Origin of the sequence: Streptomyces sp. NPDC051452 (genome assembly GCF_044454765.1) — a bacterium.
GTDB lineage: Bacteria > Actinomycetota > Actinomycetes > Streptomycetales > Streptomycetaceae > Streptomyces.
Genome location: NZ_JBITEB010000018.1, coordinates 34,017 through 57,692, shown reverse-complemented (window position 1 = coordinate 57,692; position 23,676 = coordinate 34,017). Strand labels below are relative to the sequence as shown.

The following is a 23,676-nucleotide window of genomic DNA, read 5'->3' as shown; positions in this document are numbered from 1 at the left end:
GTACGGCAGGAACGATCGCGGTAATGTCTGCCATGGGCATGACAGCGGTCCTCGGTGGCTGCGGGAGTACGGGCTCCTCCGACGTCACCCTCAGACTCGTCGCGGCCGACTACGGCGACTCGGCCGCCAACAGCTCCAAGAAGTACTGGAACGCCCTCGCCGACGCCTACCAGTCCGGGCACCCCGGGGTGAAGGTCGAGGTCAGCGTCTACTCCTGGAACGACGTCGACCGCAAGGTCAAGGAGATGGTGGACGCCGGGCACGCCCCCGACCTGGCCCAGATCGGCGCCTACGCCGACTACGCGGCCGCCGGCAAGCTCTACCCCGCCTCCGACCTGCTCTCCATCCGCACCCAGGCCGACCTGCTGTCCCAGCTCTCGGACGCCGGCCAGTGGAAGCACACGCAGTACGGCATCCCCTTCGCCGCCTCCACCCGGGTGCTCTTCTACAACAAGACCCTCTTCGCCAAGGCCGGCATCACCCCGCCCACCACCTGGGACGAGCTGGCCGGCGACGCCGAGGCACTCAAGAGCAAGGGCGTGAAGTACCCCTACGCCCTGCCCCTCGGCCCCGAGGAGGCCCAGGCCGAGACCATGCAGTGGCTGCTGAGCGGCGGCAACGGCAGCAGCGGCGGCAGCGGCTACACCGACGACATAGGCACCTACACCATCGACTCCGCGCAGAACGTCGACACCTTCGGCTGGCTCAAGGACGACCTGGTCGGCAAGGGGCTGACCGGCCCGGTCGCCCCCGGCAAGCTCAACCGCGCCGACGCCTTCGCCGCCTTCGCCGACGGCCAGGTCGGCATGCTCAACGGCCACCCCACGCTGATCCAGCAGGCAGCCAAGAAGGGCGTGAAGTTCGGCATGGTGCCGATGCCGGGCCGCACCGGTACGGCCCGGGCCTCGATGGGCGTCACCGACTGGATGATGGGCTTCAGGCAGAACGGGCACGCCGACCAGGCCGGCGACTTCCTCGACTTCGTCTACAGCGAGAAGAACGTCCTGGACTTCTCCCGCGAGTACGGGCTGCTGCCGGTCACCGGCTCCGCCTCCAACACCATGAGCGAGTCGGACAAGGCCTCCGACAAGGCCCTGCGCCCCTTCCTCGACCAGCTGCCCACCTCCGAGCTGTACCCGGTCGGCAAGACCTCCTGGGCGTCGGTCAGCGCGGAGGTGAAGAAGAACATCGGCCAGGCCGTCGCCCCCGGCGGCAGCCCCTCCGGTGTCCTGACCCGGCTGCAGGCCACCGCCACGGCGGCCGACAGCGACGCCGCCAACTGACCGGCTGTCGGTGCCCGGCGCTACCGTGGCCCCCATGGAACTCGGCAGCCGCGAACAAGCCGTCCTCGCGCTGGAGCGCCGGGGCTTTCCCGGCCCCGGCGCCAAGGAACGGGCGATACGCGAGGAGCTGGGCCTCTCCCCCGTCACCTACTACCAGCTCCTCAACGCCCTCCTGGACGACGAGCGCGCCCTGGCCCACGACCCGGTGACGGTCAACCGCCTGCGCCGCGTCCGCGAGACCCGCCGCGCGGAGCGCTGACGCGCGGCCCCGGCCGCGCGTCGCGCGCGGTGCCGAGGAGTGGAGTCGGCCTCGCGTGGATAGGGTCGGTCATATGGGCATCCACACGACCGACTCACCGGACCCGGCCAACCCCACGAAACCCCTGCCGACCCCGGCCACCCCGGCGGGCCGGGACGGACTGGCCGCCCTGCTGGCCCGTCCCCGCACCGCGGTGATCGGCCTGGACTTCGACGGCACGCTGGCGCCGATCGTCGCCGACCCCGAGCAGGCCCGCGCCCACCCCGAGGCGGTGCCCGCGCTCGCCGCGCTCGCCCCCAAGGTGGCCTCGGTCGCCGTGATCACCGGCCGGCCCGCCGATGTCGCGGTGCGCAACGGCGGCTTCGCGGGCGTCCCCGGCCTGGAGCACCTGACCGTCCTCGGGCACTACGGCGCCGAGCGCTGGGACGCGGCCACCGGCACCATCACCGCGCCACCCCCGCATCCCGGCGTGGCGGAGGTCCGAGCGGAGCTGCCGGGCCTGCTGGAACGCGCCGGCGCCTGGCAGGGCACGTGGATCGAGGAGAAGGGCCGGGCGGTCGCCGTCCACACCCGGCGCGCCGAGGACCCGCAGGCCGCGTTCGAGGCGCTGCGCGAACCCCTCACCGAGCTCGCCACCCGCCACGGGCTGATCGTCGAGCCCGGCCGGATGGTGCTGGAACTGCGCCCGCCGGGCATGGACAAGGGCGTCGCGCTCAGCGACCACCTCCGCCGCACCGGCGCCGAGTCGGTCCTCTACGCCGGCGACGACCTGGGCGACCTGCCCGCCTTCGCCGCCGTCGACAAGCTCCGCGCCGACCGTGTCCCCGGGCTGCTGGTGTGCAGCGGCAGCAGCGAGGTGACGGAACTGGCCGCGCGGGCCGACCTGGTGGTGGACGGCCCGGCGGGCGTGGTGGACCTGCTGCGCAGGCTGGCGGCTCAGCTGGACTGACCGCCCGGGGCGTCCTCGTCCAGGGCGTGCAACTGGTCCAGGAACCAGCGGGCGGGCGGCAGCGCCGTCGCCGCCGCGGCCAGCCGCTTCGACCGCTCCGCCCGCTCGCCGTCGGGCAGGGTCAGCGCCTGGTGCAGCGCCCGTGCCGTGCCCGTGATGTCGTAGGGGTTCACCACGATCGCGTCCTCGCCCAGCTCCTCGTACGCCCCCGCCTCCCGGGACAGCACCAGCGCGCAGCCCTCGTCCGAGACCACCGGGATCTCCTTGGCGACCAGGTTCATGCCGTCCCGGATGGGGTTGACGAGCGCCACGTCGGCGAGTCGGTAGGCGGCCAGCGAGCGCGCGAAGTCGTCCTTGACGTGCAGTACCACCGGCGTCCAGCCGGCCGTCCCGTACTCCGTGTTGATCTCGTCGGCGACCCGCCGCACCTCGGCCGTGTAGTCGCGGTACACGGCCAGGTCCTGCCGGGAGGGGTAGGCGAACGCCACGTGGACGACCCGCTCGCGCCACTCGGGGTGGTCCTCGAGCAGCTGCCGGTACGCCAGCAGCCCGCGCACGATGTTCTTCGACAGCTCGGTGCGGTCGACGCGGACGATGGCCTTGCGGCCCTCGCCGATCTCCTCCCGCAGTGCCGCCATCCGCTCGTCGACGTCCGGCTCGTGGGCCCGCTCGCGCAGGAAGTCGGCGTCCGCGCCGAGCCCGTGCACGCCGATCCGGGTGCCCGAGGGGATGCCCGGGCCGAGCACCGCGTGACAGCAGTCCCGGAAGGCGTCCGCCCAGCGCCGGGTGAGGAAGGCCGCCCGGTCCGCGCCCAGGATGCCGGTCAGCAGCTCGGCCGCGATGTCGTCGGGCAGCAGACGGAAGTAGTCCGGCGGCGCCCACGGGGTGTGCGAGAAATGGCCGATGCGCAGGTCGGGGCGGAGCCGGCGGAGCATCCGGGGGGCGAGGGCCAGGTGGTAGTCCTGGATCAGCACCGCCGCGCCCTCGGCCGCCTCCTCGGCGAGCGCCTCGGCGAACGCCTGGTTGTAGGCCTCGTAGGAGGCCCACCGCCGCCGGAACTCCGCGTCGAAGACCGGCTCCAGCGGTGTCTGGTAGAGCAGGTGGTGGACGAACCAGAGCACCGAGTTGGCGATGCCGTTGTACGCCTCGGCGTGCACCGTCGCGTCGATGTCCAGCATCCGTACCCGCTGCCCGCCGGTCTCCTCGGCCGGCAGCAGCCCGCCGCCCGCGCGCCGCACGGCCGCCCGGTCACCGTCGCCCAGCGCGGCGCACACCCACACCGCGTCGGTGTCCGGCCCGATGGCCGACAGCCCGGAGACCAGCCCGCCGCCGCCCCGTTTGGCGCGCAGTGAGCCGTCGTCGAGCATCTGATACGAAACCGGGCCGCGATTGGACGCGACCAGCACCTCAGCACCGTGCGTGGAAGCCATACGCCTCAACCTAGCCCGGCCCGGAAACGCTCAAACGTACGGTCCGCCCCGCAAGGGGCTGTATACGGCCGTTCTCCGGCGGCGGCCGCCCGTGTCCCTCAGGCCACCCGGCGTGCCGCGTACTCCGCGATCTCCGTCATCGGCGGCCGTTCCTCGGTGTCCACGGAGTAGGTGCGCGGCCTGAATCCGTCCGCGCCCCGCTCGAACTGGGTGAGGGAGGGCCGGACCAGGTGTCCGCGGGCCAGCCGCAGCTGGGCGGTGCGGTAGATGGCCGCCGCCATCCGGCCCAGCGCCTGGCCGTCCTGGTGGCGGTGCTTGCGCACGCCCACGTCCACCTGGGCCAGCGCGTCGAGCCCCACCAGGTGCAGGGCGTCCACCAGCATCCCCAGCTCCACGCCGTAGCCCACCGGGAACGGCAGCCGTTCCAGCAGGGAGCGGCGGGCCGCGTACTCGCCGCCCAGCGGCTGCACGAAACCGGCCAGCTGCGGCCAGTGCAGGTTCAGCAGCGGGCGCGCCATCAGTTCGGTGACCCGGCCGCCCTGTCCCGTGGCGCCGCCGAGCGGGCGGTCGTACATGCCCTTGACGAGGTGCACGCCGGGGTCGGTGAGCAGCGGACCGACGATCCCGGAGACGAAGTCGGAGGAGAACTCCCTGAGGTCGGCGTCGATGAAGCACACGATGTCCCCGCCGGTGACCAGCAGCGAGCGCCAGAGCACCTCGCCCTTGCCGGGGACGGCGGGGAGCCGGGGCAGGATGTCGTCGCGGTGGACGACCCGGGCGCCCGCCGCGGCGGCGACCGCCGAGGTGCGGTCGGTGGAGCCGGAGTCGACGACGACGATCTCGTCGACCAGCGGCACCTGTTCCACGAGGTCGTGCCGGATCACCGCGACGATGTCGCCGACGGTCTCCTCCTCGTTGAGCGCGGGCAGGACGACGCTGATCGTCTGCCCCGTGCGCTGCTTTGCGGCCAGGAGCCCGTGGAGCGGACGATCGGTCACGGACCAGGAGCGGGTGGCCAGCCAGCGCTCGACTTCTTCCAGCACGGTCTGCGGCTCCTCACGTTGTCTCGCGGTTCGGACGACTATCTCAACTGTCCTGGCCTTCGGTTACAGTCTTGAACAACGCCGGTGACCATCGCATGTCGGGGGTCGCGCGCGTTCACAACCGAATACCGCTCATCCAGAGGGGCAGAGGGACACGGCCCGATGAAGCCCCGGCAACCCTCCAGCCGGCACTCGTCTTCCACGCGAGGCTCCCGGCTAGGGAAGGTGCCAAATCCGTCTCGCGGCGAGACGCGTCGCGAGGAAGATGAGGAGAAAGGGCCTCGCCTCCATGGCTGCGCAGACAGTTGCAAGCACCGGCAATCCCACCGTCGACCTCGGGCCCGCCGCGGCCCTGAGCTGCCGCGAGTGCGGTCACCGCGTCCCCCTCGGCCCCGTCTTCGCCTGCGCGGAGTGTTTCGGTCCGCTGGAGATCGCCTACGACTTCTCCGGCTATGACGCCGAGGAGCTGCGGGCGCGTATCGAGGCGGGCCCCGCGAACATCTGGCGGTACGCGCCGCTGCTGCCCGTGCCGGCCGACGTCGCCGACAAGCCCAACCTCAACCCGGGCTGGACCAAGCTGGTCAAGGCCGACAACCTGGCGGCCGAGCTGGGCGTGACCGGCGGTCTGTACGTGAAGGACGACTCCGGCAACCCGACGCACTCCTTCAAGGACCGCGTCGTCGCCCAGGCCCTGGAGGCCGCCCGCGCCTTCGGCTTCAGCACCCTCTCCTGCTCCTCCACCGGCAACCTCGCCGGTGCCGTGGGTGCCGCGGCGGCCCGCTCCGGCCTGCGTTCGTGCGTGTTCATCCCGCACGACCTGGAGCAGGGCAAGGTCGTCATGGCCGCGGTCTACGGCGGGGAGCTCGTCGGCATCGAGGGCAACTACGACGACGTGAACCGCTTCTGCTCCGAGCTGATCGGCGACCCGGCCGGCGACGGCTGGGGGTTCGTCAACGTCAATCTGCGGCCGTACTACGCGGAGGGGTCCAAGACCCTGGCGTACGAGATCTGTGAGCAGCTCGGCTGGCGCCTGCCGGACCAGATCGTGGTCCCCATCGCCTCCGGCTCCCAGCTCACGAAGATCGACAAGGGGTTGCGCGAGCTGGTGGAGCTGGGACTGGTCGAGGACCGGCCGTACAAGATCTTCGGCGCGCAGGCCGAGGGCTGCTCGCCGGTGTCCACCGCCTTCAAGGCCGGCCACGACGTGGTCCGCCCGCAGAAGCCGGACACCATCGCCAAGTCCCTCGCCATCGGCAACCCGGCCGACGGGCCGTACGTCCTGGACATCGCGCGCCGCACCGGCGGTTCCGTGGAGGACGTGACGGACGAGGAGATCGTGGACGCCATCAAGCTGCTGGCGCGCACCGAGGGCATCTTCGCGGAGACGGCGGGCGGGGTGACCGTCGGCGTCACCCGCAAGCTGCTCAAGGAGGGCGTGCTGGACCCGGCGAAGAGCACGGTCGTGCTGAACACCGGCGACGGACTGAAGACCCTCGACGCGGTGGCCGGCACCGGCCTGACCGCCACCATCCGCCCCACCCTGGACTCCTTCCGAGAGGCTGGCCTCGCATGAGCGTGACCGTTCGCATCCCGACCATCCTGCGCACCTACACCGGCGGGCGGGCCGAGGTCGCCGCCGAGGGCGGGACCCTCGCCGAGGTCATCGAGGACCTGGAGAAGAACCACGCGGGGATCGCCGCCCGGGTGCTGGACGACCAGGGCAGGCTGCGCCGGTTCGTCAACGTCTACGTCAACGACGACGACGTCCGCTTCGAGCAGGGCCTCGAGACGGCGACCCCCGAGGGCGCCGGTGTGTCGATCATTCCGGCCGTCGCGGGCGGCTGCTGACGGAATGACCGATCATTACCTTCGGTAACAGCGGTTACGTATTGTTCATGGGATTGCCCCCTCCGTGAGAGAAGCGGAGGGGGCAATTCTGTGTGATTGAGCGCGGTAGAGTTGGGGAACACGGTCGCGATCCTCGGGTCGCGGGCCCTGGATTCATGCCGCACAGCCCGATAAGAAGTAGCCAAAGTGCGCGGGCTTTATGCGGCTTTTGTGGTTTTTGTGGAGCCCGACTTGCCCTGAATTCGGGCGAATTCTCGCCACATTCCGGACCGGGACCGTCCAGAATTCTCGTCCGATTGACCTGTTGCAGAGGGCAGTTGGACAGATACATTCAGCCGCGGTCGACGCGTTCCGGCGCACGCCCCCCGGCCTTTTCGGAGGAGGGCGAGGTCTGACCCGGGTCCGCGAAGTGTGGATCTGTGCAAGGGCCAGTAATAGGGGAGTTAGGCATGGCTCAGGGCACCGTCAAGTGGTTCAACGCGGAGAAGGGGTACGGCTTCATCGCGGTCGACGGTGGTGCGGACGTCTTCGTCCATTACAGCGCCATTCAGATGGACGGCTACCGCACCCTGGAAGAGGGCCAGCGGGTGGAGTTCGAGATCTCGCAGGGCCAGAAGGGCCCGCAGGCCGACATGGTTCGCCTCAGCGCCTGAACGTTTTCTGTACGAAGGGCCCGCACCTCGCAGAGGGTGTGGGCCCTTCGTCGTGCGGGCGCGCGTGCGCGGCCGGCGCGTGCCCCCTGCGCGCCCGCGCATGCCTCGCGCGCCCGCGCGTGCCCCCCGCGCCCGCGCGTGACCCAGTGTCGTCGTGTTCGCGGGTGGCTGAGCGCCCCGCTGTTCCCCTCGGAGGCGCTTGCACTCGACCATGCCGAGTGCTAATCATTGCGTTAGCACTCTGAAGGTGAGAGTGACAACGAAGGACCGGGTCGGTGAGGCCCGCAGGCCGGGTGGGGCAAGGAACCACAAGGCCGGCGAGCCGTCCGTCGCGGGCGCGGGCGCGGTCCGAAGGAATCACCCCCAGTCCTGGAGGGACCACTTCACATGGCCAAGATCATCGCGTTCGACGAGGAGGCGCGGCGCGGCCTCGAGCGCGGCATGAACCAGCTCGCGGACGCCGTGAAGGTGACGCTCGGCCCCAAGGGCCGCAACGTCGTCCTCGAGAAGAAGTGGGGCGCCCCCACGATCACCAACGATGGTGTCTCCATCGCCAAGGAGATCGAGCTCGAGGACCCGTACGAGAAGATCGGCGCCGAGCTGGTCAAGGAAGTCGCCAAGAAGACGGACGACGTCGCCGGTGACGGTACGACCACCGCGACCGTGCTCGCCCAGGCCCTGGTCAAGGAAGGCCTGCGCAACGTCGCCGCCGGCGCCAACCCGATGGCTCTGAAGCGCGGTATCGAGAAGGCCGTCGAGGCCGTCTCCGCCGCCCTGCTGGAGCAGGCGAAGGACGTCGAGACCAAGGAGCAGATCGCCTCCACCGCGTCCATCTCCGCCGCCGACACCCAGATCGGCGAGCTGATCGCCGAGGCGATGGACAAGGTCGGCAAGGAAGGCGTCATCACCGTCGAGGAGTCCCAGACCTTCGGTCTGGAGCTGGAGCTCACCGAGGGTATGCGCTTCGACAAGGGCTACATCTCGGCGTACTTCGCCACCGACATGGAGCGGATGGAGGCGTCGCTCGACGACCCGTACATCCTCATCGCCAACTCCAAGATCTCCTCGGTCAAGGACCTGCTCCCGCTGCTGGAGAAGGTCATGCAGTCGGGCAAGCCGCTGCTGATCATCGCCGAGGACGTCGAGGGCGAGGCCCTGTCGACCCTGGTCGTCAACAAGATCCGCGGCACCTTCAAGTCCGTCGCCGTCAAGGCCCCGGGCTTCGGTGACCGCCGCAAGGCCATGCTCGGCGACATCGCCATCCTCACGGGCGGCGAGGTCATCTCCGAGGAGGTCGGCCTCAAGCTGGAGAACGCGACCCTGGACCTCCTGGGCCGCGCCCGCAAGGTCGTCATCACCAAGGACGAGACCACCATCGTCGACGGTGCCGGCTCCTCGGAGCAGGTGCAGGGCCGCGTGAACCAGATCCGCGCCGAGATCGAGAACAGCGACTCGGACTACGACCGCGAGAAGCTGCAGGAGCGCCTGGCGAAGCTCGCCGGCGGTGTCGCGGTCATCAAGGCCGGTGCCGCCACCGAGGTGGAGCTCAAGGAGCGCAAGCACCGCATCGAGGACGCCGTCCGCAACGCGAAGGCCGCCGTCGAGGAGGGCATCGTCGCCGGTGGTGGCGTGGCCCTGCTGCAGGCCTCCCAGGTCTTCGAGAAGCTGGAGCTCGAGGGTGACGAGGCGACCGGCGCCAACGCCGTGCGCATCGCGCTCGAGGCCCCGCTGAAGCAGATCGCCGTCAACGCCGGCCTCGAGGGCGGTGTCGTGGTGGAGAAGGTGCGCAACCTGACCCCGGGCCACGGCCTGAACGCCGCGACCGGCGAGTACGTCGACCTGGTCGCCGAGGGCATCATCGACCCGGCGAAGGTGACCCGTTCCGCGCTGCAGAACGCCGCCTCCATCGCCGCGCTGTTCCTCACCACCGAGGCCGTCATCGCCGACAAGCCGGAGAAGGCCGCCGCGCCTGCCGGTGGCGGCATGCCGGGCGGTGACATGGACTTCTGATCGACCCGAGGGTTGATCGCCTGTCCTGCGGACCGAGGGCGGCACTTCCAGCTTCTGGCTGGGGGTGCCGCCCTCGGGCGTTCCCGGGGTCCTGTCCGGGTGTGGCCTCGCGGCGGGTGGCGGTGCCGCGGAGCGGGGCGGCGGCTCGATCGGCGGAGTGTGAGCGGCGTCACGTGAAGGCCGGGGCGGGAATGGAATGCGGGCGCCGTGGCGACCGTTATTTCAGGAGGTGCAACAATGCGCGCGCACATACCCCCTGGTCAGCAATCACCCGAGGAGTCATTCCGTGACCGTCACCACGCCCGCCGCCTCCCGCGCGGCCCAGATCCTCTCCCGCCCGATCGCGCTGAACGGCCTGACCGTGCCGAACCGGATCGTGATGGCGCCGATGACCCGGATGTTCTCCCCGGGCGGCATCCCCGGCGAGGACGTGCGCTCCTACTACGCGCGCCGCGCCGCCGCCGGTGTCGGACTGATCGTCACCGAGGGAACCTACGTCGGCCACGAGTCGGCCGGGCAGAGCGACAGCGTCCCGCGCTTCCACGGTGAGGAGCAGCTCGCGGGCTGGGCCAAGGTCGCCGAGGACGTCCACGCGGCCGGCGGCACGATCGTCCCGCAGCTGTGGCACATCGGCATGGTCCGCAACCAGGGCGAGCCGCCCTACGCCGACGCCCCCGCCGTCGGCCCCTCCGGCCTGACCACCGCGGGCGCCGAGCCCACCGGCAAGGCCATGACCCAGGCCGACCTGGACGCCGTCATCGCCGCGTTCGCCGAGGCCGCCGCCGCCGCGGAGCGCATCGGATTCGACGGCGTGGAGCTGCACGGCGCCCACGGCTACCTCCTCGACCAGTTCCTGTGGGCCGGCACCAACCGCCGCACCGACGCCTACGGTGGCGACCCGGTGGCCCGCACCCGGTTCTCCGCGGAGATCGTCGCCGCGGTCCGCGCCGCGGTCTCCCCCGACTTCCCGGTCATCTTCCGCTACTCGCAGTGGAAGCAGCAGGACTACACCGCCCGCCTCGCCGAGACCCCCGAGGAGCTGGAGGCCATCCTCACCCCGCTGGCCGCCGCCGGCGTCGACGCCTTCCACGCCTCCACCCGCCGCTACTGGCTGCCCGAGTTCGACGGCTCGGACCTGAACCTGGCCGGCTGGACCAAGAAGCTCACCGGCAAGCCGGTCATCTCCGTCGGCTCGGTCGGTCTCGACGGCGACTTCGTCAAGGCGTTCCAGGGAGAGGGCTCGGAGGTCAAGGGCATCGACAACCTCCTGGACCGCCTGGAGGCCGAGGAGTTCGACCTCGTCGCCGTCGGCCGCGCCCTGCTGCAGGACCCCGAGTGGGCGGCCAAGATCCTCTCCGACCGCCTGGACGAGCTGAAGCCGTACGACGCGGCCGCGCTGAAGACCCTCAGCTGACGCCCTACAGGTTGCCCAGGGGCTCGATGTCGGTCTGGACGGGCGTGCCCCAGACGCGCAGCACCTCGTAGTCGGTGAACTCGTGCACCAGCCGGTAGGCCATGGCGGGCCGGGACGAACGCCGCTCGGCGGCCAGATACGTCTCGGCCTCGCGCCGGTCCCGCCGGGGCGTACCGCACAGCTGCCACTCGCGCCCGTTCCACGCCTCCGGCAGCCACCGCTGCTGGGGCTGGGGCCGGTCACCCCGCACCCCGTAACGGGAGGGGGCGGCGGGGGCCGGCCCCGCCGGGTTCGGCCGGCTGCCGTACTCCGACCGGCGGGCCGCCCGGCGTCGGGTCTCGCACAGCAGACACAGATCGGCGGCGGCCTTGTCGACGGGCCCCTGCGGGTGCTCGGGGCACCGGGTCGTGGGCGCGCCGGTCGCGACGCTCTCCTCCAGCAGGTCCAGGGCGCGCCGCAGATCGGCCTTGACCTCGTGCAGCCGGGCGTCGGGGGAGTCGGCCGTCAGGGACTCGCCGTGCTCCCCGAGCAGCCGGAGCGCGCGTCCCAGGGCGGTGAGCTGGGCGTGGTTCATGTCGGTACGCGTCGTCCTTCGACAGTTGGGGACCGGGCGGTGCCGAGCGGGCCGGCCCTTTGACGGTAACGCGCCCCGGCCGCCGCGGGCCCCGGCGCTACACCGCCGTCCGGCGGGCGTCAGCCCGCGACCGCTTCCCCTCCCGCGTGGTGGGCGGCCGGCCATGGCGGGGGAAGCCGAAGAGGAACGTCGCCGCGAAACCCACCGCGTACCCGGTGAGCAGGCCGCCGCCGTAGACCGCCGCCGCCATGCCCGGACCCCTGTTCCCGGCGAGCAGGGGGAACAGGGCCCAGCCCGACGGGCCGATCGCCGTGGCGCCCACCTCGGTGCCCAGCATGGCGAAGAAACCGACGAACGCCCCGCCCGCCGCCCCGCCCACGCAGGCGGTCAGGAACGGGCGGCCAAGGGGCAGCGAGACGCCGTAGATCAGCGGTTCGCCCACGCCCAGCAGGCCCGCCGGGAGAGCGGATCTGATCGTCGTGCGCAGGGGGACGTCGTGGCGCAGCCGGACGTACACCGCGAGGGCCGCGCCGACCTGGCCCGCGCCCGCCATGGACAGCAGGGGGAGCAGGACGGTGTAGCCCTGCTGCTCGATGAGGGTGGTGTGGATGGGGATCAGGGCCTGGTGCAGGCCCAGCATCACCAGGGGCAGGAACAGGCCGCCGAGGACCAGCCCGGCCGCCGCGCCCGTCGTGGCCAGCAGCCAGTTCGCCGCCGCGCCGATCGCCGAGGCGACCACGCCGGCCGCGTACATCAGCCCGTAGAGCGTGGCCAGACCGGTGACGAGGACGGTCACGGTCGGGGTGAGCAGGACGTCCAGCGCGCCCGGCACCCGGCCCCGGCACCAGCGCTCCACCCGCGTCGCCAGCAGCGCCGCCGCGAGGGCGCCGAGCACCCCGCCCTGGCCGGGCACCAGGTGGGTGCCGAACGCGGTCACCTTGGCCACGCCCGGATAGACGACGACGGCCGCCACCGCGCCGCCCAGCACCGGTGTGCCGCCGAACTCCTTCGCCGTGTTGTAGCCGACGAACACCGCGATCAGCGCCATGAAGGCGGAGGCGACGGCGGTCAGGGCCGGGGTCAGCCCGGGCAGCCAGGCGGCGTTCAGCAGCAGCCCGTTGAGCCCGGCGAGGATGCCGCAGCCGATCAGCGCGGGGATGAGCGGGAGGAAGACGTTCGCGATCCGCCGCAGAGAGGTCCTGACGGGCGTGGCGCCCCGCCGCCGCGGCTCCTCCTCGTCGGGGCCGGCACCCTGGCCGGCGGGGCGCTCGGGCGGGGGCTTCGTCGGTGGGCCGGTGCTCCCCTCGGGTGACGGCCGCGTCAGCAGGGTGTGTACGGCCGCCGTGACCTCCGTGACCACCCCCGGTCCGAGGACGATCTGCAGGGTGCCGTCCCCGCCGTCCACCAAGCCGAGCACGCCCGGCACGGCGCGCAGCGCCTCCTGGTCCGCGCCGGCCGGATCGGCGAGCCCCAGCCGCAGCCGGGTCATGCAGTGGGCCACCGAGGTGACGTTGGCCCGGCCGCCGACCCGGGTGAGGACGGCGGTCGCGGTGGAGAGGGGGTCGTAGCGCACGTCCCCGAGCGTGCGGTCAGCGGGCCGCCCGCGCCAGCGCGGCGCGCAGATGGCCGCCGGACTCCTCCAGAAGGCGGGCGGCCGTCGGGCCGTCGACGTCGGCGAGAAGGGTGAGGATCGCGTTCTTCACCTCGCCGCCCGTCTCGGTGAGGGCCTTCTCGATCTCCTCGTCGTCCGCGCCCGTGGCCTGGGCCACGATCCGGTGGGAGCGGGCCCGGAGCTTGTCGTTGGACGCGCGGACGTCGACCATCAGGTTCCCGTACGTCTTGCCGAGCCGGATCATCGTGATCGTCGACAGCATGTTCAGCACCAGCTTCTGTGCGGTGCCCGCCTTCAGCCGCGTGGAGCCGGTGATCAGCTCCGGGCCGACGACGACCTCGATGCCGTGCTCGGCGGCCGCCGCCAGCGCGCTGTGCGCGTTGCAGGACAGACCGACGGTCAGGGCGCCCAGCGCGCGGGCGTGCCGGACCGCGCCGAGGGCGTAGGGGGTGCGGCCGGAGGCGGAGACGCCGACCACCGTGTCCACGGCGCTCACCCCGAGCGCGTCGAGGTCCTCGCGGGCCAGTTCCCCGGAGTCCTCGGCGCCCTCGACCGAGCTGACCATGGCCTCGGGGCCGCCCGCGATCAGGCCGACGACCCGGGCGGGATCGGTGTTGAAGGTGGGCGGGCACTCGGAGGCGTCCAGCACCCCGAGCCGTCCGGCGGTGCCGGCGCCCGCGTAGACCAGACGGCCGCCGTGTCGCATGCGCGCCGCCACCGCGTCGATGGCGGCGGCGATCTGCGGGAGCCGCCCGGCGACTGCCGTCGGCACGCCCGCGTCCTCGCCGTTCATCAGGCGGGCGATGTCGAGGGTGGGCAGCCGGTCGATGTCGGCGAGTTCGGGGCGGAAGGCCTCGGTGGTCAGCGAGGCGAGTTCCGTGCGCAGGTCAGGGGAGGTCATGAAGGCGGCTCTCCTAAGGTTCGGGTGCCGGTTCGTGTGCTGGTGCTCACCTGGGGTTGGTGCGGTGCCGATGGGCCAGCGCCTCGTACGACGCGGCCAGGGCGGGCGCGGCCGTCTCGTAGGTCCGCTGTGCCACTCCCACGAACAGACAGTCCACCACGAGCAGTTGGCTGGTGCGCGAGGACATCGCGGCCGGCCGCAGCTCGCTCTCCCGCGAGGTGGACGTGGTCAGTACGTGGTCGGCGTACTGGGTGACCGGCGAGTCGGGCCGGCCGGTGATGGCCACCGTGGTGGCGCCGTGCTCGAAGGCGACCCGCAGCGGCTCGATGACGTCCCCCGTCGAGCCGGAGTGCGTGATCGCGAGCGCCACGTCACCCGAGCGCAGCTGCACCGCGTTGGTGACGGCGAGGTGCGGGTCGCTGTGCGCGTGGGCTATGAGCCCTATCCGCAGCAGCTTCTGCGTGAGGTCCTGGGCGACGAGCCCGGACGCCCCGATGCCGTACACGTCGGTCCGCCGGGCCCCGGCCAGCGCGGTGACGGCCGCGCCCAGCTGCGCGGTGTCCAGCCCGGCGGCCGTGTCGGCGAGGGTCTGCTGCTCCTCGTAGGCGAGCTTGGTCACGACGTCGGCCAGGGAGTCGTCCACGGCGATGTCGGTGGTGATCGCCGGCGCCCGGCCCGACTGCTGCTGCGCGGCCAGTCCGGCCAGGGCCAGTCGCAGGTCGCGGTAGCCGGGGTAGCCGAGGAGGCGGGCGGTGCGGACGACCGTGGCCTCGCTGGTGCCGGTGAGTTCGGCCAGGCCGGTGACCGTGAGGGCGGCGCAGCCGGCCGGGTCGCCGGCCACCGCCTCCGCGACGCGCTGCATGGACCGGGTCATGGAGGGGGCGAGGGTGCGCACCTTGGCGGCGAGCGAGCCGCCCGGACGGCCGAAAATTTCCTTCATGTCCTGGGTCACGTATGAAAGATATTTTCGGTTCCGTCCGGTGGTCAAGAGTGCGCACAATGGGTGCCATGGAACCCGTCGCTCCCCTTGAACAGGTCCTGCACGCCGCGCGCGCCCTGGTGCTCGCCGATCTGGTCGCGGGCGAGGTCGCCGAGGCGGACGTGGTCTCCCTGGTCGAGGCCTCCGTCACCCGGCGGCGCTGGTGGGTGCAGCAGTGGCCGGACGGCGCCGCCTACGTGGCCGGTCTGGTCGCGCAGGACGTGCAGGACGCGCTGCTGGAGCGGTACGGCCGCTGGCCGCTGTGCCCGGTGTGCCGCACGGGCGACCCGCACGCGCTGGACGTCGAACCGGAGCTGGGCCCCGACCCGCACTGGGTGTGCCACAAGGCGGGCGTGAAGGTCGCCGCCGTCGGCTCGCTGGGGTCGGCCGCGGCCGGCGGGGCGGCGTCCTCGTGAGGCGCCCGTGACCGTGTACATCGACCCTCCGGCCTGGCCCGGCCACGGGCGTATGTGGTCCCACTTGGTGAGCGACGTGTCCTACGAGGAACTCCACCGGTTCGCCGAGCGGTTGGGCGTGCCCGCGCGCGCCTTCGACCGCGATCACTACGACATCCCGTCGCACCGGTACGCGGACGCGGTGGCCGCCGGCGCGGTGGAGGTCCGCAGCCGCGAGGTGGTGCGGCTGCTGCGGGCGTCGGGACTGCGCCGGCCCAAGGGGTGTCAGGCCCGGCGGACGTAGAGCCGGAGGCCGGTGTCCACGGCGTGGTGCTCGTGCGCGATCCGCTCCTCGTCCAGGGTGGCCCGCACGAAGCCCGCCCGGGCCACCACGCGCTGCGAGGCCGTGTTGTCGTGCTCGATGGTCGCGAGGACCACGTCGACGTCCTCGCGGGCCAGGGCCGCCTCGGTCAGCGCGCACACCGCCTCGGTGGCGTAGCCCCGGCCGCGGGCGCCCTCGGCGAGGTCGTAACCGATCTCCACCCGGCCCTCCTCGTCCGGGGCGCCGTGGAAGCCGATGCCGCCGACGGCGCGGCCGTCCTCCTGCCGTACGAGGGCGAAGACCCCGAACTCCGGCCGGTGCACGCCCGCTTCGTAGCCCTTCACCAGGAAGCCGGCGGCCTCCCGGGTGCCCTCGTACGGGCCGCCCTCGATCCAGGTGAGGCCCCCGTCGCCGCCGAGGCGCAGATCGCGGGCGGCGTCCGGGCGGATGCCGGTGAGGGCGAGGCGTTCGGCGGGGATGACGAGGTTGTTGCGCCAACGCCAGTCGGTGACCCGGGCGCGGCCGGGCAACTCGCCCCGGCCGGTGGCCCACAGCAGGGTCGGCCACGGCGCGGGGCCGGGCTGGACGTGCGGGAAGAGCCGGGTCAGGACGGACTCGGCCAGCTCCTCGTCCGGCGCGTGGGCGAGCCCGAGCCCCTCGGTCAGGTCGTGAGTGTGCAGCAGCACCTCGGCGACGCCCATCGCGGCGAAGCCCTCGCGGTCGGCGCTGCCGAAGGGGTGGGGGTGGAAGGCGCGGACGCCGGGCGGGGTGGTGCGCACGGTCGTGGCCAGCAGCACGCCGGCGGTCTCGACGACGTGCAGCAGACCGGCGTTGTCGGTGCCCTCGTCCAGGGTCAGGGAGAAGGGGACGTAGCCGTCCCGGGCGCGGCCCGCCAACTGGCCCGCGTAGGCGAGGAGAGCGCCCGCGACATGCTCGGCCGTCTGCCGGCAGCTCCACTCCAGCGAGCCGGCCCCGACCCGCTCCCAGTCCCGGTCCACCGCCGGCCGCAGAGCCGCCACACAGCCCTCGACGGCCTTGCTTACGTCGTCCCCGCTCATCGCTCCCATGGGCGCACCCTAGAAGGTGCGCCCCCTCAGGTCGACAGCAATTCCAGCTCGGCCGCGAGGTTGAAACGGGCGGTGGCCTCCCAGCGCTCCCGGCCGTACGGGGTGCGGAACAACGCGGGCAGATCCAGGAGTTGGCGCAGAATCGCCGCGCGGCCCGTCCGGAAGTCCTCGCCCGGGACGAAGTGGTACTCCTCCCGGACCTCGGCGGTGTAGGCCGCGTACGCCGACGGGGGCGCGGCCAGGATCGCGAGGTCGGCGTCGCACAGGACCTGGCCGTCGCGGTCGTCGTCGGCCGGGTCGTGCGTGACGGTGAGCCGGACCAGCCGCGCCACCCGGTCCGTCGTCGCGTCCGGCACGCCGGCCTCGGTCAGGGCGCGCTCGGCGAGCCGCGCGGAGCGCTCCTCGTTCTCGGACCGCTCGGGGAGATAGACGGCGTCGTGGAACCAGGCGGCCAGGCGTACGGCGTCCGGGTCGGCCGCGTACCGCTCCAGCGTGTCGATGTGGTCGAGCACCGCCGTCAGGTGGGTCAGCGTGTGATAGCGGCGCTGCGGCTCCTGCCAGCGGCCGAGCAGATCGTCGGCGTACGGCGCGGCGTCGGGACCGCCGCCGGGGGCACGGGCTGCTTCCAGCGCACGGACGAAACGCGGGCGCAGGGCATCGGGATCTGCCATGCCCGCCATTCTTCCGCTCCCACACCGCCCCTGGCGATCCCGGCCCCGGGACGGGCCAGGGCGGGTGAACATCCTCGGCCGAGGCCGGGCGGCGGGCCAGGGGGCGTACTCTTGGATTGGACTAGACCTGTAGCCGCCCGAAGAACGCCGACGAATTGCGGGGTGCCATGAGCAAGCGTGCAGTCCTGGAGGTGATCGCCCTCGACGTCGAGGACGCGGTCGCCGCCCAGGCCGGAGGCGCGGACCGGCTGGAGCTGGTCACCGAGATGGCCGCCGACGGACTCACCCCGTCCGCCGCCACCGTCGCCGGGATCCGTGCCGCGGTCGACATCGACCTGCGCGTGATGCTCCGGCTGGCGGACGGCTTCGCGGCCGGTGACGTCGACCGGCTGGTCCGGGTGGCGGCCGAGCTGCGGGAAGCCGGCGCGGACCAGTTCGTGCTCGGCTTCCTCGACGCGTACGGCGAGGTGGACCTGGCGGCCGTGGAGCGGGTCGTCGGCGCGCTCGACGGCTGCCCCTGGACCTTCCACCGGGCGATCGACCGGGCCGCCGACCGCGACACCCTGCGCAAGCGCCTCGCCGACCTGCCCGGCCTGGACACCTATCTCACCGCGGGCTGCGCCACCGGCGTGGACGCCGGCCTGCCGGTCCTGCTCGCGGAGGCGGCTCGCGGCGGCGAACCGGGATACGAGCAGCAGATCCTGGTGGGCGGCGGCCTCCGGCTCGACCACGTGCCGCCGTTGCGGACCGGAGGCATCGAGGCCTTCCACATCGGCGGCGCCGCCCGGCCCGACGGATGGACGGGGCCGGTGTCGCGGGAGGCCGTGGCGCGCTGGCGCCGGGCGCTGGACGGGGCGTAAAGCCCCTCTTTCGGATCTCGCCGGGGTCGCGGGGTGACCTGATCCGAAGGAAAGGCCCTTACCGGACTCGGTCCAGCTGCGCCGGCAGCGGCGCCGAGTGCGTGACGATCAGGCCCGACACCGCACGGGTCAGGGCCACGTACAGCCGCCGCAGGCCCGTGCGTTCGTCCGGCTCGCCGTCGACCACGGCCTGCGGCTCGTCCAGGACGACGTAGTCGTACTCCAGGCCCTTGGCCAGGGACGCCGGGACGAGAGTCAGACGGGTCTCGCGGGTGGTCTCCTCACCGGGCGCGAGCCAGGCGATCCCCGCCGCCGTCAGCGCCTCGGCGAGCGCCGGCACGCGGGCGTCCGCGGCGATCAGACCGGTGGAGCCCTCGTTGCGCAGCAACCGCGCGCAGGCGGCGACGGTCTCGGCCGGCTCCGCGACCGCGCACACCTCGAAGAAGCCCGGGTTCTCCCGGACGGAGGCGACCGGGGTGAGGCCTGGGGCGATGTGGGGCAGGAGGCGGGAGGCGTAGGCGATGACGTCCGTGGGGACGCGGAAGCCCGCGGTCAGCTCCTCGATGTGCCCCTCCCGCTTGCCGAGGTGGGCCAGGGCCTCCTCCCAGCTGCGGGTCGCCCACGGGGTGGTGCCCTGGGCCAGGTCGCCCAGCACCGTCGCGCTGCCCGTGGTGCAGCGGCGGCCGACCGCCCGGTACTGCATGGGCGACAGGTCCTGCGCCTCGTCGAGGACGACATGGCCGAGGGAGTGGGTGCGCTGGATCAGGTCGGCCGCCTCGTCGATCAGCACCGCGTCCGCCGCCGACCACTTCGCCGACCTCACGCTGCGCACCGGCTTCGCCCACCGGATCGTCTTCTGTTCGTCCTCGTCCAGGACCCCGGCGGCGTGCTCGGCGAGGAAGTCCGCCTCGGTCAGCAGCCGCAGGACGAGCTTCGCCGGGTCGACGGCCGGCCACATCCCCTTCACGGCCGCCTTCACCGCCCGGTCGCGGGCGACGGCGTCCTGCACCCGGTCGTCCGGTGCCTCCCCGGCCCGCTCCATCTGCACCAGCACGGCATGCGCGATCCGCTGCGGCAGGGCCTCGCGCGCGGCGCCGTAGCGGATGTCCCGGTCCAGCAACTCCCGGACCAGCTCCTGAAGTTCGTACGCCGGTACCCGCCAGCGCCGGGAGCCGCGCACCACGACGACCGGCTCGGTGGGCATGCTCACGTGCGCGTACAGGGCCCGGCGCAGCACCTCGGCCATCCGGGCGTCGCCCTTGACCACAGCGGCGGCCGCCTCGTCCGTGCCGCGCACCTCCACCTGTGCGACCAGGTCGTCCACCGTGGCCTGCCGCACGGCCAACTCGCCCAGCGCGGGCAGGACCTGCTCGATGTAGTGCAGGAAGGACTTGTTCGGGCCGATGACGAGCGTGCCGGTGCGGGCGAGCCGTTCCCGGTGGGCGTAGAGCAGATACGCCACCCGGTGCAGGCCGACCGCGGTCTTTCCGGTGCCCGGGCCGCCCTGCACGCAGACCGTGCCGGACAGACCGGAGCGGACGATCTCGTCCTGCTCGGGCTGGATGGTGGCGACGATGTCCCGCATCGGTCCCACGCGCGGCCGCTCGATCTCCCGCTGGAGCAGTTTGCTGGTGGCGGCGGACTCGCCCGGGTCGGACAGGTGCTCGTCCTCGTAGGCGGTCAGGTCGCCCCCGGTGTAGCCGAAGCGGCGGCGCAGCCCGATGTCCATCGCGTCCTTCCTGGACGCCCGGTAGAAGGGTTGCGAGACCGGCGCGCGCCAGTCGATGACCATGGGGTCGCCGCCGGCGTCGTGCACATGCCGCCGCCCGATGTAGAACCGCTCGCCCTCGGCTCCCTCGGCCCGCTCGCCGCCGGGAGCGTGCAGATAGTCGAGCCGCCCGAAGAAGAGGGGGGTGTCGCTGAGGTCGGCCAGCGCCTTGACGCGGTCGTCGATCTGCCGGGCGAGCACCTCGGCGTTCACCCAGTTCGCGGTGACGTCCCTGATGTCCAGCGCCTGTACGTCCTCGCGCATGGCGCGCAGGGCGGCACGGGACGCGCTCAGATGCGAGCGCTCCCGGGCGAGCGGATCGGCGGGGGAGCCGGGGGAGTCGGGGGAGTCGGCGGCCGGGACATGGGCGGGCGTGGACAAGGGGGTGCCTCCGGATCTTGCGCGACTGCGTGGGTCGGGGGCCGTCCGGTTTCCGTCCGGGCGGCGGCACTCCGTGAGGGAGGCGGGGAAGAGCGGAGATCTTAGGCGAGAGGGCCGGGCCGGAGCCAATGGATTTCCCCGCGGGATCCCGGACCGCGGGAGCGGTGCCCGTCCGGGGGCCGATATTCGTCCGCGTGGACCGATGCGCGTCGGGTGTCCGGCGTTCCACCATGGAGAGATGAGCGCAGCGACCTTCCATCCAGCTTCCGCCCGCCCCCCGAGGGGGGCCACGGCCGTCGACGGTCCCCATCGCCACCTCGTCGGCGACCTCCTGCGGGCCGTCAAGGTGTTCGCGGAGGCGGCGTTCGGCGTCGTCATCCTCGGCGAGTACGGCGAGGAGGCGGGCGTGCGCCGCGCGTGACATCGTAGGGTCGCGTCCGTGCGGAAACGGACGAATGCCCTCCTTGTCGCCCTCTGCGTCGTCTCCTTCGCCGCCTTCGCCGCCCTGTGCGTCCTGCGCGGCGCGCCCATGGCCGACCTCCTCGTCTACCGGGCCGAGGGTGCCGCCGTGGCTCACGGCGGCGACCTCTACGGGTTCACGGTCACCCGGTGGCGGCTCCCCGCGACCTACCCGCCCTTCGCGGCGATCCTGTTCGTCCCCGCCGCCTGGCTTCCCGTCCCGGTCCTGAAGGCGGCCTTCCTCGTCGGCAACACCCTCCTGCTCGCCGTCCTGGTCGCCCTCTCGGCCCGGCTGGCCGCCCGCCCCGCCCCACCACACCCGGGCCCCGCCCCGCGTACGCCGCTGTCCCCGCCGCTGCTGTGCGCGGCCACCGCCCTGTGCCTCTGGCTCGAACCGGTCTTCCAGACGCTGCTGTTCGGCCAGATCAACCTCGCCGTGACCTGCCTGGTCCTGTGGGACCTCACCCGGCCCCCGGCCGCCCGCTACCGGGGCGTGGCCCTCGGCATCGCGGCCGGTGTCAAGCTCACCCCGGCCGTCTTCGTGCCGTACCTGTTCCTGACCGGGCGCCGACGGGAGGCGGCCACCGCGACCGCGGCCCTCACCGGCACGGTCCTCCTCGGCGGTCTGCTGCTGCCCGCGGCGAGCGCCGACTTCTGGACCCGGCGGCTGTATCAGACCGGCCGCGTGGGCAAGGCGTGGATCGTGGACAACCAGTCCCTGCGCGGCCTGCTCGCGCGCGCCCTCGGCGACCCCGCCCCCGGCCCGTCCTGGGCGCTGCCGGCGGTCGCCGTCGGCGCGGCGGGCCTCTACCTCGCGGTGCGCGCCCGCGAGGACCGGCACGGCATCCTGCTCACCGCGTTCACGGCCCTGCTCGTCTCCCCGATCAGCTGGTCCCACCACTGGGTGTGGTGCGTACCGCTCCTCGCCGTGCTCCTCGCCGAGGGCCGGCCGGCGACGGCCGCCTTGACGGCGACGGCGTTCACGGCCCGCACGTTCTGGCTGCTCCCCCACGAGGGCGACCGCGACCTGCACTTTTCGTGGTGGCAGCAGCCCCTGGCGGCGCCGTACCCGCTGCTCGCGCTGGCGCTGCTGGCGTCGGCGGCCGTCCTCGGCCGCCCGCCGCGTCAGCCGGTGCCCTCCGCGAGGATGTCGTCCGCGTCCACGATCCGGTAGGCGTAGCCCTGCTCGGCCAGGAACCGCTGGCGGTGGGCGGCGAAGTCCTGGTCGATGGTGTCGCGGGCGACGACCGAGTAGAAGTGCGCCTGGTGGCCGTCGGCCTTCGGACGCAGCACCCGGCCGAGCCGCTGGGCCTCCTCCTGGCGGGAGCCGAAGGTTCCGGACACCTGGACGGCGACCGTGGCCTCGGGCAGGTCGATGGAGAAGTTGGCGACCTTGGAGACGACGAGCACGCTGATCTCGCCCTCACGGAAGGCGTCGAAGAGCTTCTCGCGCTGCGCGTTGGACGTCTCGCCCTTGATCACGGGCGCGTTCAGGTGCTCGCCCAGCTCGTCGAGCTGGTCGATGTACTGGCCGATGACGAGGATCTGCTGCCCGGCGAAGCGGCGCACGATCGCCTCCGTGACCTTCCGCTTGGTGGCGGTCGTGGCGCAGAAGCGATACTTCTCCTCGGTCTCGGCGGTGGCGTAGGCGAGCCGCTCGGACTCGGTGAGGTTGACCCGGACCTCGACGCAGTCGGCGGGCGCGATGTAGCCCTGCGCCTCGATCTCCTTCCAGGGCGCGTCGAACCGCTTGGGACCGATCAGCGAGAACACGTCGGACTCCCGGCCGTCCTCGCGCACGAGGGTCGCCGTCAGACCGAGCCGCCGCCGGGCCTGGAGGTCGGCGGTGAACTTGAAGACGGGCGCCGGGAGCAGATGCACCTCGTCGTAGACGATCAGACCCCAGTCGCGGGAGTCGAACAGCTCCAGATGCGGATAGACGCCCTTCCGCTTGGTGGTGAGGACCTGGTACGTGGCGATCGTGACGGGCCGGATCTCCTTGCGCGTCCCGCTGTACTCGCCGATCTCGTCCTCGGTGAGCGAGGTTCGCTTCACCAGTTCGTGCTTCCACTGCCGGGCGGAGACCGTGTTGGTGACGAGGATCAGCGTCGTCGCCTTCGCCTGGGCCATCGAGCCCGCGCCGACCAGCGTCTTGCCGGCGCCGCAGGGCAGCACCACGACCCCGCTGCCGCCGTGCCAGAAGTTCTCCACGGCCTGCTTCTGGTACGGCCGCAGGTTCCAGCCGTCCTCCAGCAGCTCGATCGGGTGCGCCTCGCCGTCCACATAGCCGGCGAGGTCCTCCGCGGGCCAGCCGAGCTTCAGCAGCACCTGCTTGATCTGCCCGCGCTCGGAGGGGTGCACGGCCACGGTGTCCGGATCGAGGCGGGCGCCGACCAGCGGGGCGATCCGCTTGGACTTCAGCACCTCCTCCAGCACCGGCCGGTCGGTGCTGGTCAGGACGAGCCCGTGCGCGGGGTGCTTGGAGAGGGTGAGCCGGCCGTAGCGGTCCATCGTCTCGGCGATGTCCACCAGCAGCGCGTGCGGCACCGGATAGCGGCTGTACTGCACGAGGGCGTCCACGACCTGCTCGGCGTCGTGTCCGGCCGCCCGCGCGTTCCACAGGCCGAGCGGGGTGACCCGGTAGGTGTGGATGTGCTCGGGCGCCCGCTCCAGTTCCGCGAAGGGCGCGATGACCCGGCGGCAGTCGTCGGCCCGCTCGTGGTCGACCTCCAGGAGCAGGGTCTTGTCGGACTGGACGATCAGTGGACCATTCACGCGCGGCACACCCTTTCCACAAC

At 72.6% G+C, this 23,676-nt stretch carries 23 protein-coding genes and 1 riboswitch; of the genes, 13 read left to right on the top strand and 10 right to left on the bottom strand.

The window, feature by feature from the left end:
* Nucleotides 1-23: 23 nt before the first annotated feature.
* From ACIBA9_RS31665 to otsB, 3 genes are all read left to right on the top strand, one after another.
* On the top strand, nt 24-1,283 hold the full coding sequence (locus tag ACIBA9_RS31665) for an extracellular solute-binding protein (protein WP_399368426.1): 1,260 nt from the start codon (nt 24-26) through the stop codon (nt 1,281-1,283).
* Between the two features lie 34 nt (nt 1,284-1,317).
* On the top strand, nt 1,318-1,542 hold the full coding sequence (locus ACIBA9_RS31660) for a DUF3263 domain-containing protein (protein ID WP_362158742.1): 225 nt from the start codon (nt 1,318-1,320) through the stop codon (nt 1,540-1,542).
* 73 nt (nt 1,543-1,615) lie between these two features.
* Nucleotides 1,616-2,491 carry a trehalose-phosphatase gene (gene otsB / locus ACIBA9_RS31655; protein ID WP_399368424.1) on the top strand — a complete coding sequence of 292 codons (876 nt, stop codon included), beginning with the start codon at nt 1,616-1,618 and terminating at the stop codon, nt 2,489-2,491.
* Here otsB and ACIBA9_RS31650 read toward each other — a convergent pair.
* Nucleotides 2,479-3,921, bottom strand: coding sequence for a trehalose-6-phosphate synthase (locus ACIBA9_RS31650; RefSeq protein ID WP_399368422.1), 1,443 nt, complete (start codon nt 3,919-3,921; stop codon nt 2,479-2,481). The two genes, otsB and ACIBA9_RS31650, sit on opposite strands and share 13 nt — an antisense overlap.
* A 98-nt stretch (nt 3,922-4,019) precedes the next feature.
* Complete coding sequence (locus ACIBA9_RS31645; RefSeq protein ID WP_362158735.1) at nt 4,020-4,964, bottom strand: glucosyl-3-phosphoglycerate synthase; 945 nt, start codon at nt 4,962-4,964, stop codon at nt 4,020-4,022.
* Nucleotides 4,965-5,093: 129 nt separating this feature from the next.
* Nucleotides 5,094-5,236, top strand: a riboswitch (SAM riboswitch).
* 17 nt (nt 5,237-5,253) lie between these two features.
* Between ACIBA9_RS31645 and thrC the strand changes: the two genes are divergently transcribed.
* From thrC to ACIBA9_RS31620, 5 genes are all read left to right on the top strand, one after another.
* On the top strand, nt 5,254-6,537 hold the full coding sequence (gene thrC, locus ACIBA9_RS31640; RefSeq protein WP_399368420.1) for a threonine synthase: 1,284 nt from the start codon (nt 5,254-5,256) through the stop codon (nt 6,535-6,537).
* Nucleotides 6,534-6,812 (top strand): MoaD/ThiS family protein, encoded by a 279-nt coding sequence (locus ACIBA9_RS31635; RefSeq protein WP_362158730.1) that lies wholly within the window; start codon nt 6,534-6,536, stop codon nt 6,810-6,812. Before thrC ends, ACIBA9_RS31635 begins: the two co-directional genes overlap by 4 nt.
* 449 nt (nt 6,813-7,261) lie before the next feature.
* Entirely contained in the window at nt 7,262-7,465 is a 204-nt protein-coding gene (locus tag ACIBA9_RS31630; protein WP_004929928.1) for a cold-shock protein, read from the top strand.
* Nucleotides 7,466-7,852: 387 nt separating this feature from the next.
* Nucleotides 7,853-9,475, top strand: a complete 1,623-nt coding sequence (gene groL, locus ACIBA9_RS31625) for a chaperonin GroEL (RefSeq protein WP_362158728.1) — start codon at nt 7,853-7,855, stop codon at nt 9,473-9,475.
* Nucleotides 9,476-9,761: 286 nt separating this feature from the next.
* Complete coding sequence (locus tag ACIBA9_RS31620) at nt 9,762-10,889, top strand: NADH:flavin oxidoreductase (RefSeq protein WP_362158727.1); 1,128 nt, start codon at nt 9,762-9,764, stop codon at nt 10,887-10,889.
* 4 nt (nt 10,890-10,893) lie between these two features.
* On the opposite strand, the gene ACIBA9_RS31615 is transcribed toward ACIBA9_RS31620, so the two are convergent.
* From ACIBA9_RS31615 to ACIBA9_RS31600, 4 genes are all read right to left on the bottom strand, one after another.
* Nucleotides 10,894-11,463: a hypothetical protein gene (locus ACIBA9_RS31615; protein WP_399368417.1), complete on the bottom strand. Its 570-nt coding sequence runs from the start codon at nt 11,461-11,463 to the stop codon at nt 10,894-10,896.
* A 97-nt stretch (nt 11,464-11,560) separates the two neighbouring features.
* Nucleotides 11,561-13,036, bottom strand: coding sequence for a PTS transporter subunit EIIC (locus tag ACIBA9_RS31610; RefSeq protein ID WP_399368415.1), 1,476 nt, complete (start codon nt 13,034-13,036; stop codon nt 11,561-11,563).
* Nucleotides 13,037-13,052: 16 nt separating this feature from the next.
* Nucleotides 13,053-13,976, bottom strand: a complete 924-nt coding sequence (murQ, locus tag ACIBA9_RS31605) for an N-acetylmuramic acid 6-phosphate etherase (protein WP_399368413.1) — start codon at nt 13,974-13,976, stop codon at nt 13,053-13,055.
* 46 nt (nt 13,977-14,022) lie between these two features.
* Nucleotides 14,023-14,928: a MurR/RpiR family transcriptional regulator gene (locus ACIBA9_RS31600; protein ID WP_399368411.1), complete on the bottom strand. Its 906-nt coding sequence runs from the start codon at nt 14,926-14,928 to the stop codon at nt 14,023-14,025.
* A 56-nt stretch (nt 14,929-14,984) separates the two neighbouring features.
* On the opposite strand from ACIBA9_RS31600, the gene ACIBA9_RS31595 reads away from it, so the two are divergent.
* Entirely contained in the window at nt 14,985-15,371 is a 387-nt protein-coding gene (locus tag ACIBA9_RS31595; protein WP_399368409.1) for a hypothetical protein, read from the top strand.
* Between the two features lie 7 nt (nt 15,372-15,378).
* Complete coding sequence (locus ACIBA9_RS31590; RefSeq protein WP_399368407.1) at nt 15,379-15,654, top strand: DUF4031 domain-containing protein; 276 nt, start codon at nt 15,379-15,381, stop codon at nt 15,652-15,654.
* On the opposite strand, the gene ACIBA9_RS31585 is transcribed toward ACIBA9_RS31590, so the two are convergent.
* Both ACIBA9_RS31585 and ACIBA9_RS31580 read right to left on the bottom strand, forming a co-directional pair.
* The gene (locus ACIBA9_RS31585; protein WP_399368622.1) at nt 15,636-16,730 is read right to left on the bottom strand and encodes a GNAT family N-acetyltransferase; all 1,095 of its coding nucleotides are present in this window, start codon (nt 16,728-16,730) and stop codon (nt 15,636-15,638) included. The genes ACIBA9_RS31590 and ACIBA9_RS31585 overlap by 19 nt on opposite strands.
* 35 nt (nt 16,731-16,765) lie before the next feature.
* Nucleotides 16,766-17,410, bottom strand: coding sequence for a hypothetical protein (locus ACIBA9_RS31580; protein ID WP_399368405.1), 645 nt, complete (start codon nt 17,408-17,410; stop codon nt 16,766-16,768).
* 167 nt (nt 17,411-17,577) lie between these two features.
* On the opposite strand from ACIBA9_RS31580, the gene ACIBA9_RS31575 reads away from it, so the two are divergent.
* A complete protein-coding gene (locus tag ACIBA9_RS31575; protein ID WP_399368403.1) occupies nt 17,578-18,270 on the top strand; it encodes a copper homeostasis protein CutC in 693 nt (230 codons plus the stop codon).
* 58 nt (nt 18,271-18,328) lie between these two features.
* Here ACIBA9_RS31575 and ACIBA9_RS31570 read toward each other — a convergent pair whose 3' ends face one another.
* Nucleotides 18,329-20,419 (bottom strand): HelD family protein, encoded by a 2,091-nt coding sequence (locus ACIBA9_RS31570; RefSeq protein WP_399368401.1) that lies wholly within the window; start codon nt 20,417-20,419, stop codon nt 18,329-18,331.
* Between the two features lie 238 nt (nt 20,420-20,657).
* On the opposite strand from ACIBA9_RS31570, the gene ACIBA9_RS31565 reads away from it, so the two are divergent.
* Complete coding sequence (locus ACIBA9_RS31565; RefSeq protein WP_362158708.1) at nt 20,658-20,840, top strand: hypothetical protein; 183 nt, start codon at nt 20,658-20,660, stop codon at nt 20,838-20,840.
* 18 nt (nt 20,841-20,858) lie between these two features.
* On the top strand, nt 20,859-22,052 hold the full coding sequence (locus ACIBA9_RS31560) for a glycosyltransferase 87 family protein (RefSeq protein WP_399368399.1): 1,194 nt from the start codon (nt 20,859-20,861) through the stop codon (nt 22,050-22,052).
* Here ACIBA9_RS31560 and ACIBA9_RS31555 read toward each other — a convergent pair.
* Nucleotides 22,004-23,653 carry a DNA repair helicase XPB gene (locus ACIBA9_RS31555; RefSeq protein ID WP_399368397.1) on the bottom strand — a complete coding sequence of 550 codons (1,650 nt, stop codon included), beginning with the start codon at nt 23,651-23,653 and terminating at the stop codon, nt 22,004-22,006. The two genes, ACIBA9_RS31560 and ACIBA9_RS31555, sit on opposite strands and share 49 nt — an antisense overlap.
* Nucleotides 23,654-23,676: the final 23 nt, after the last annotated feature.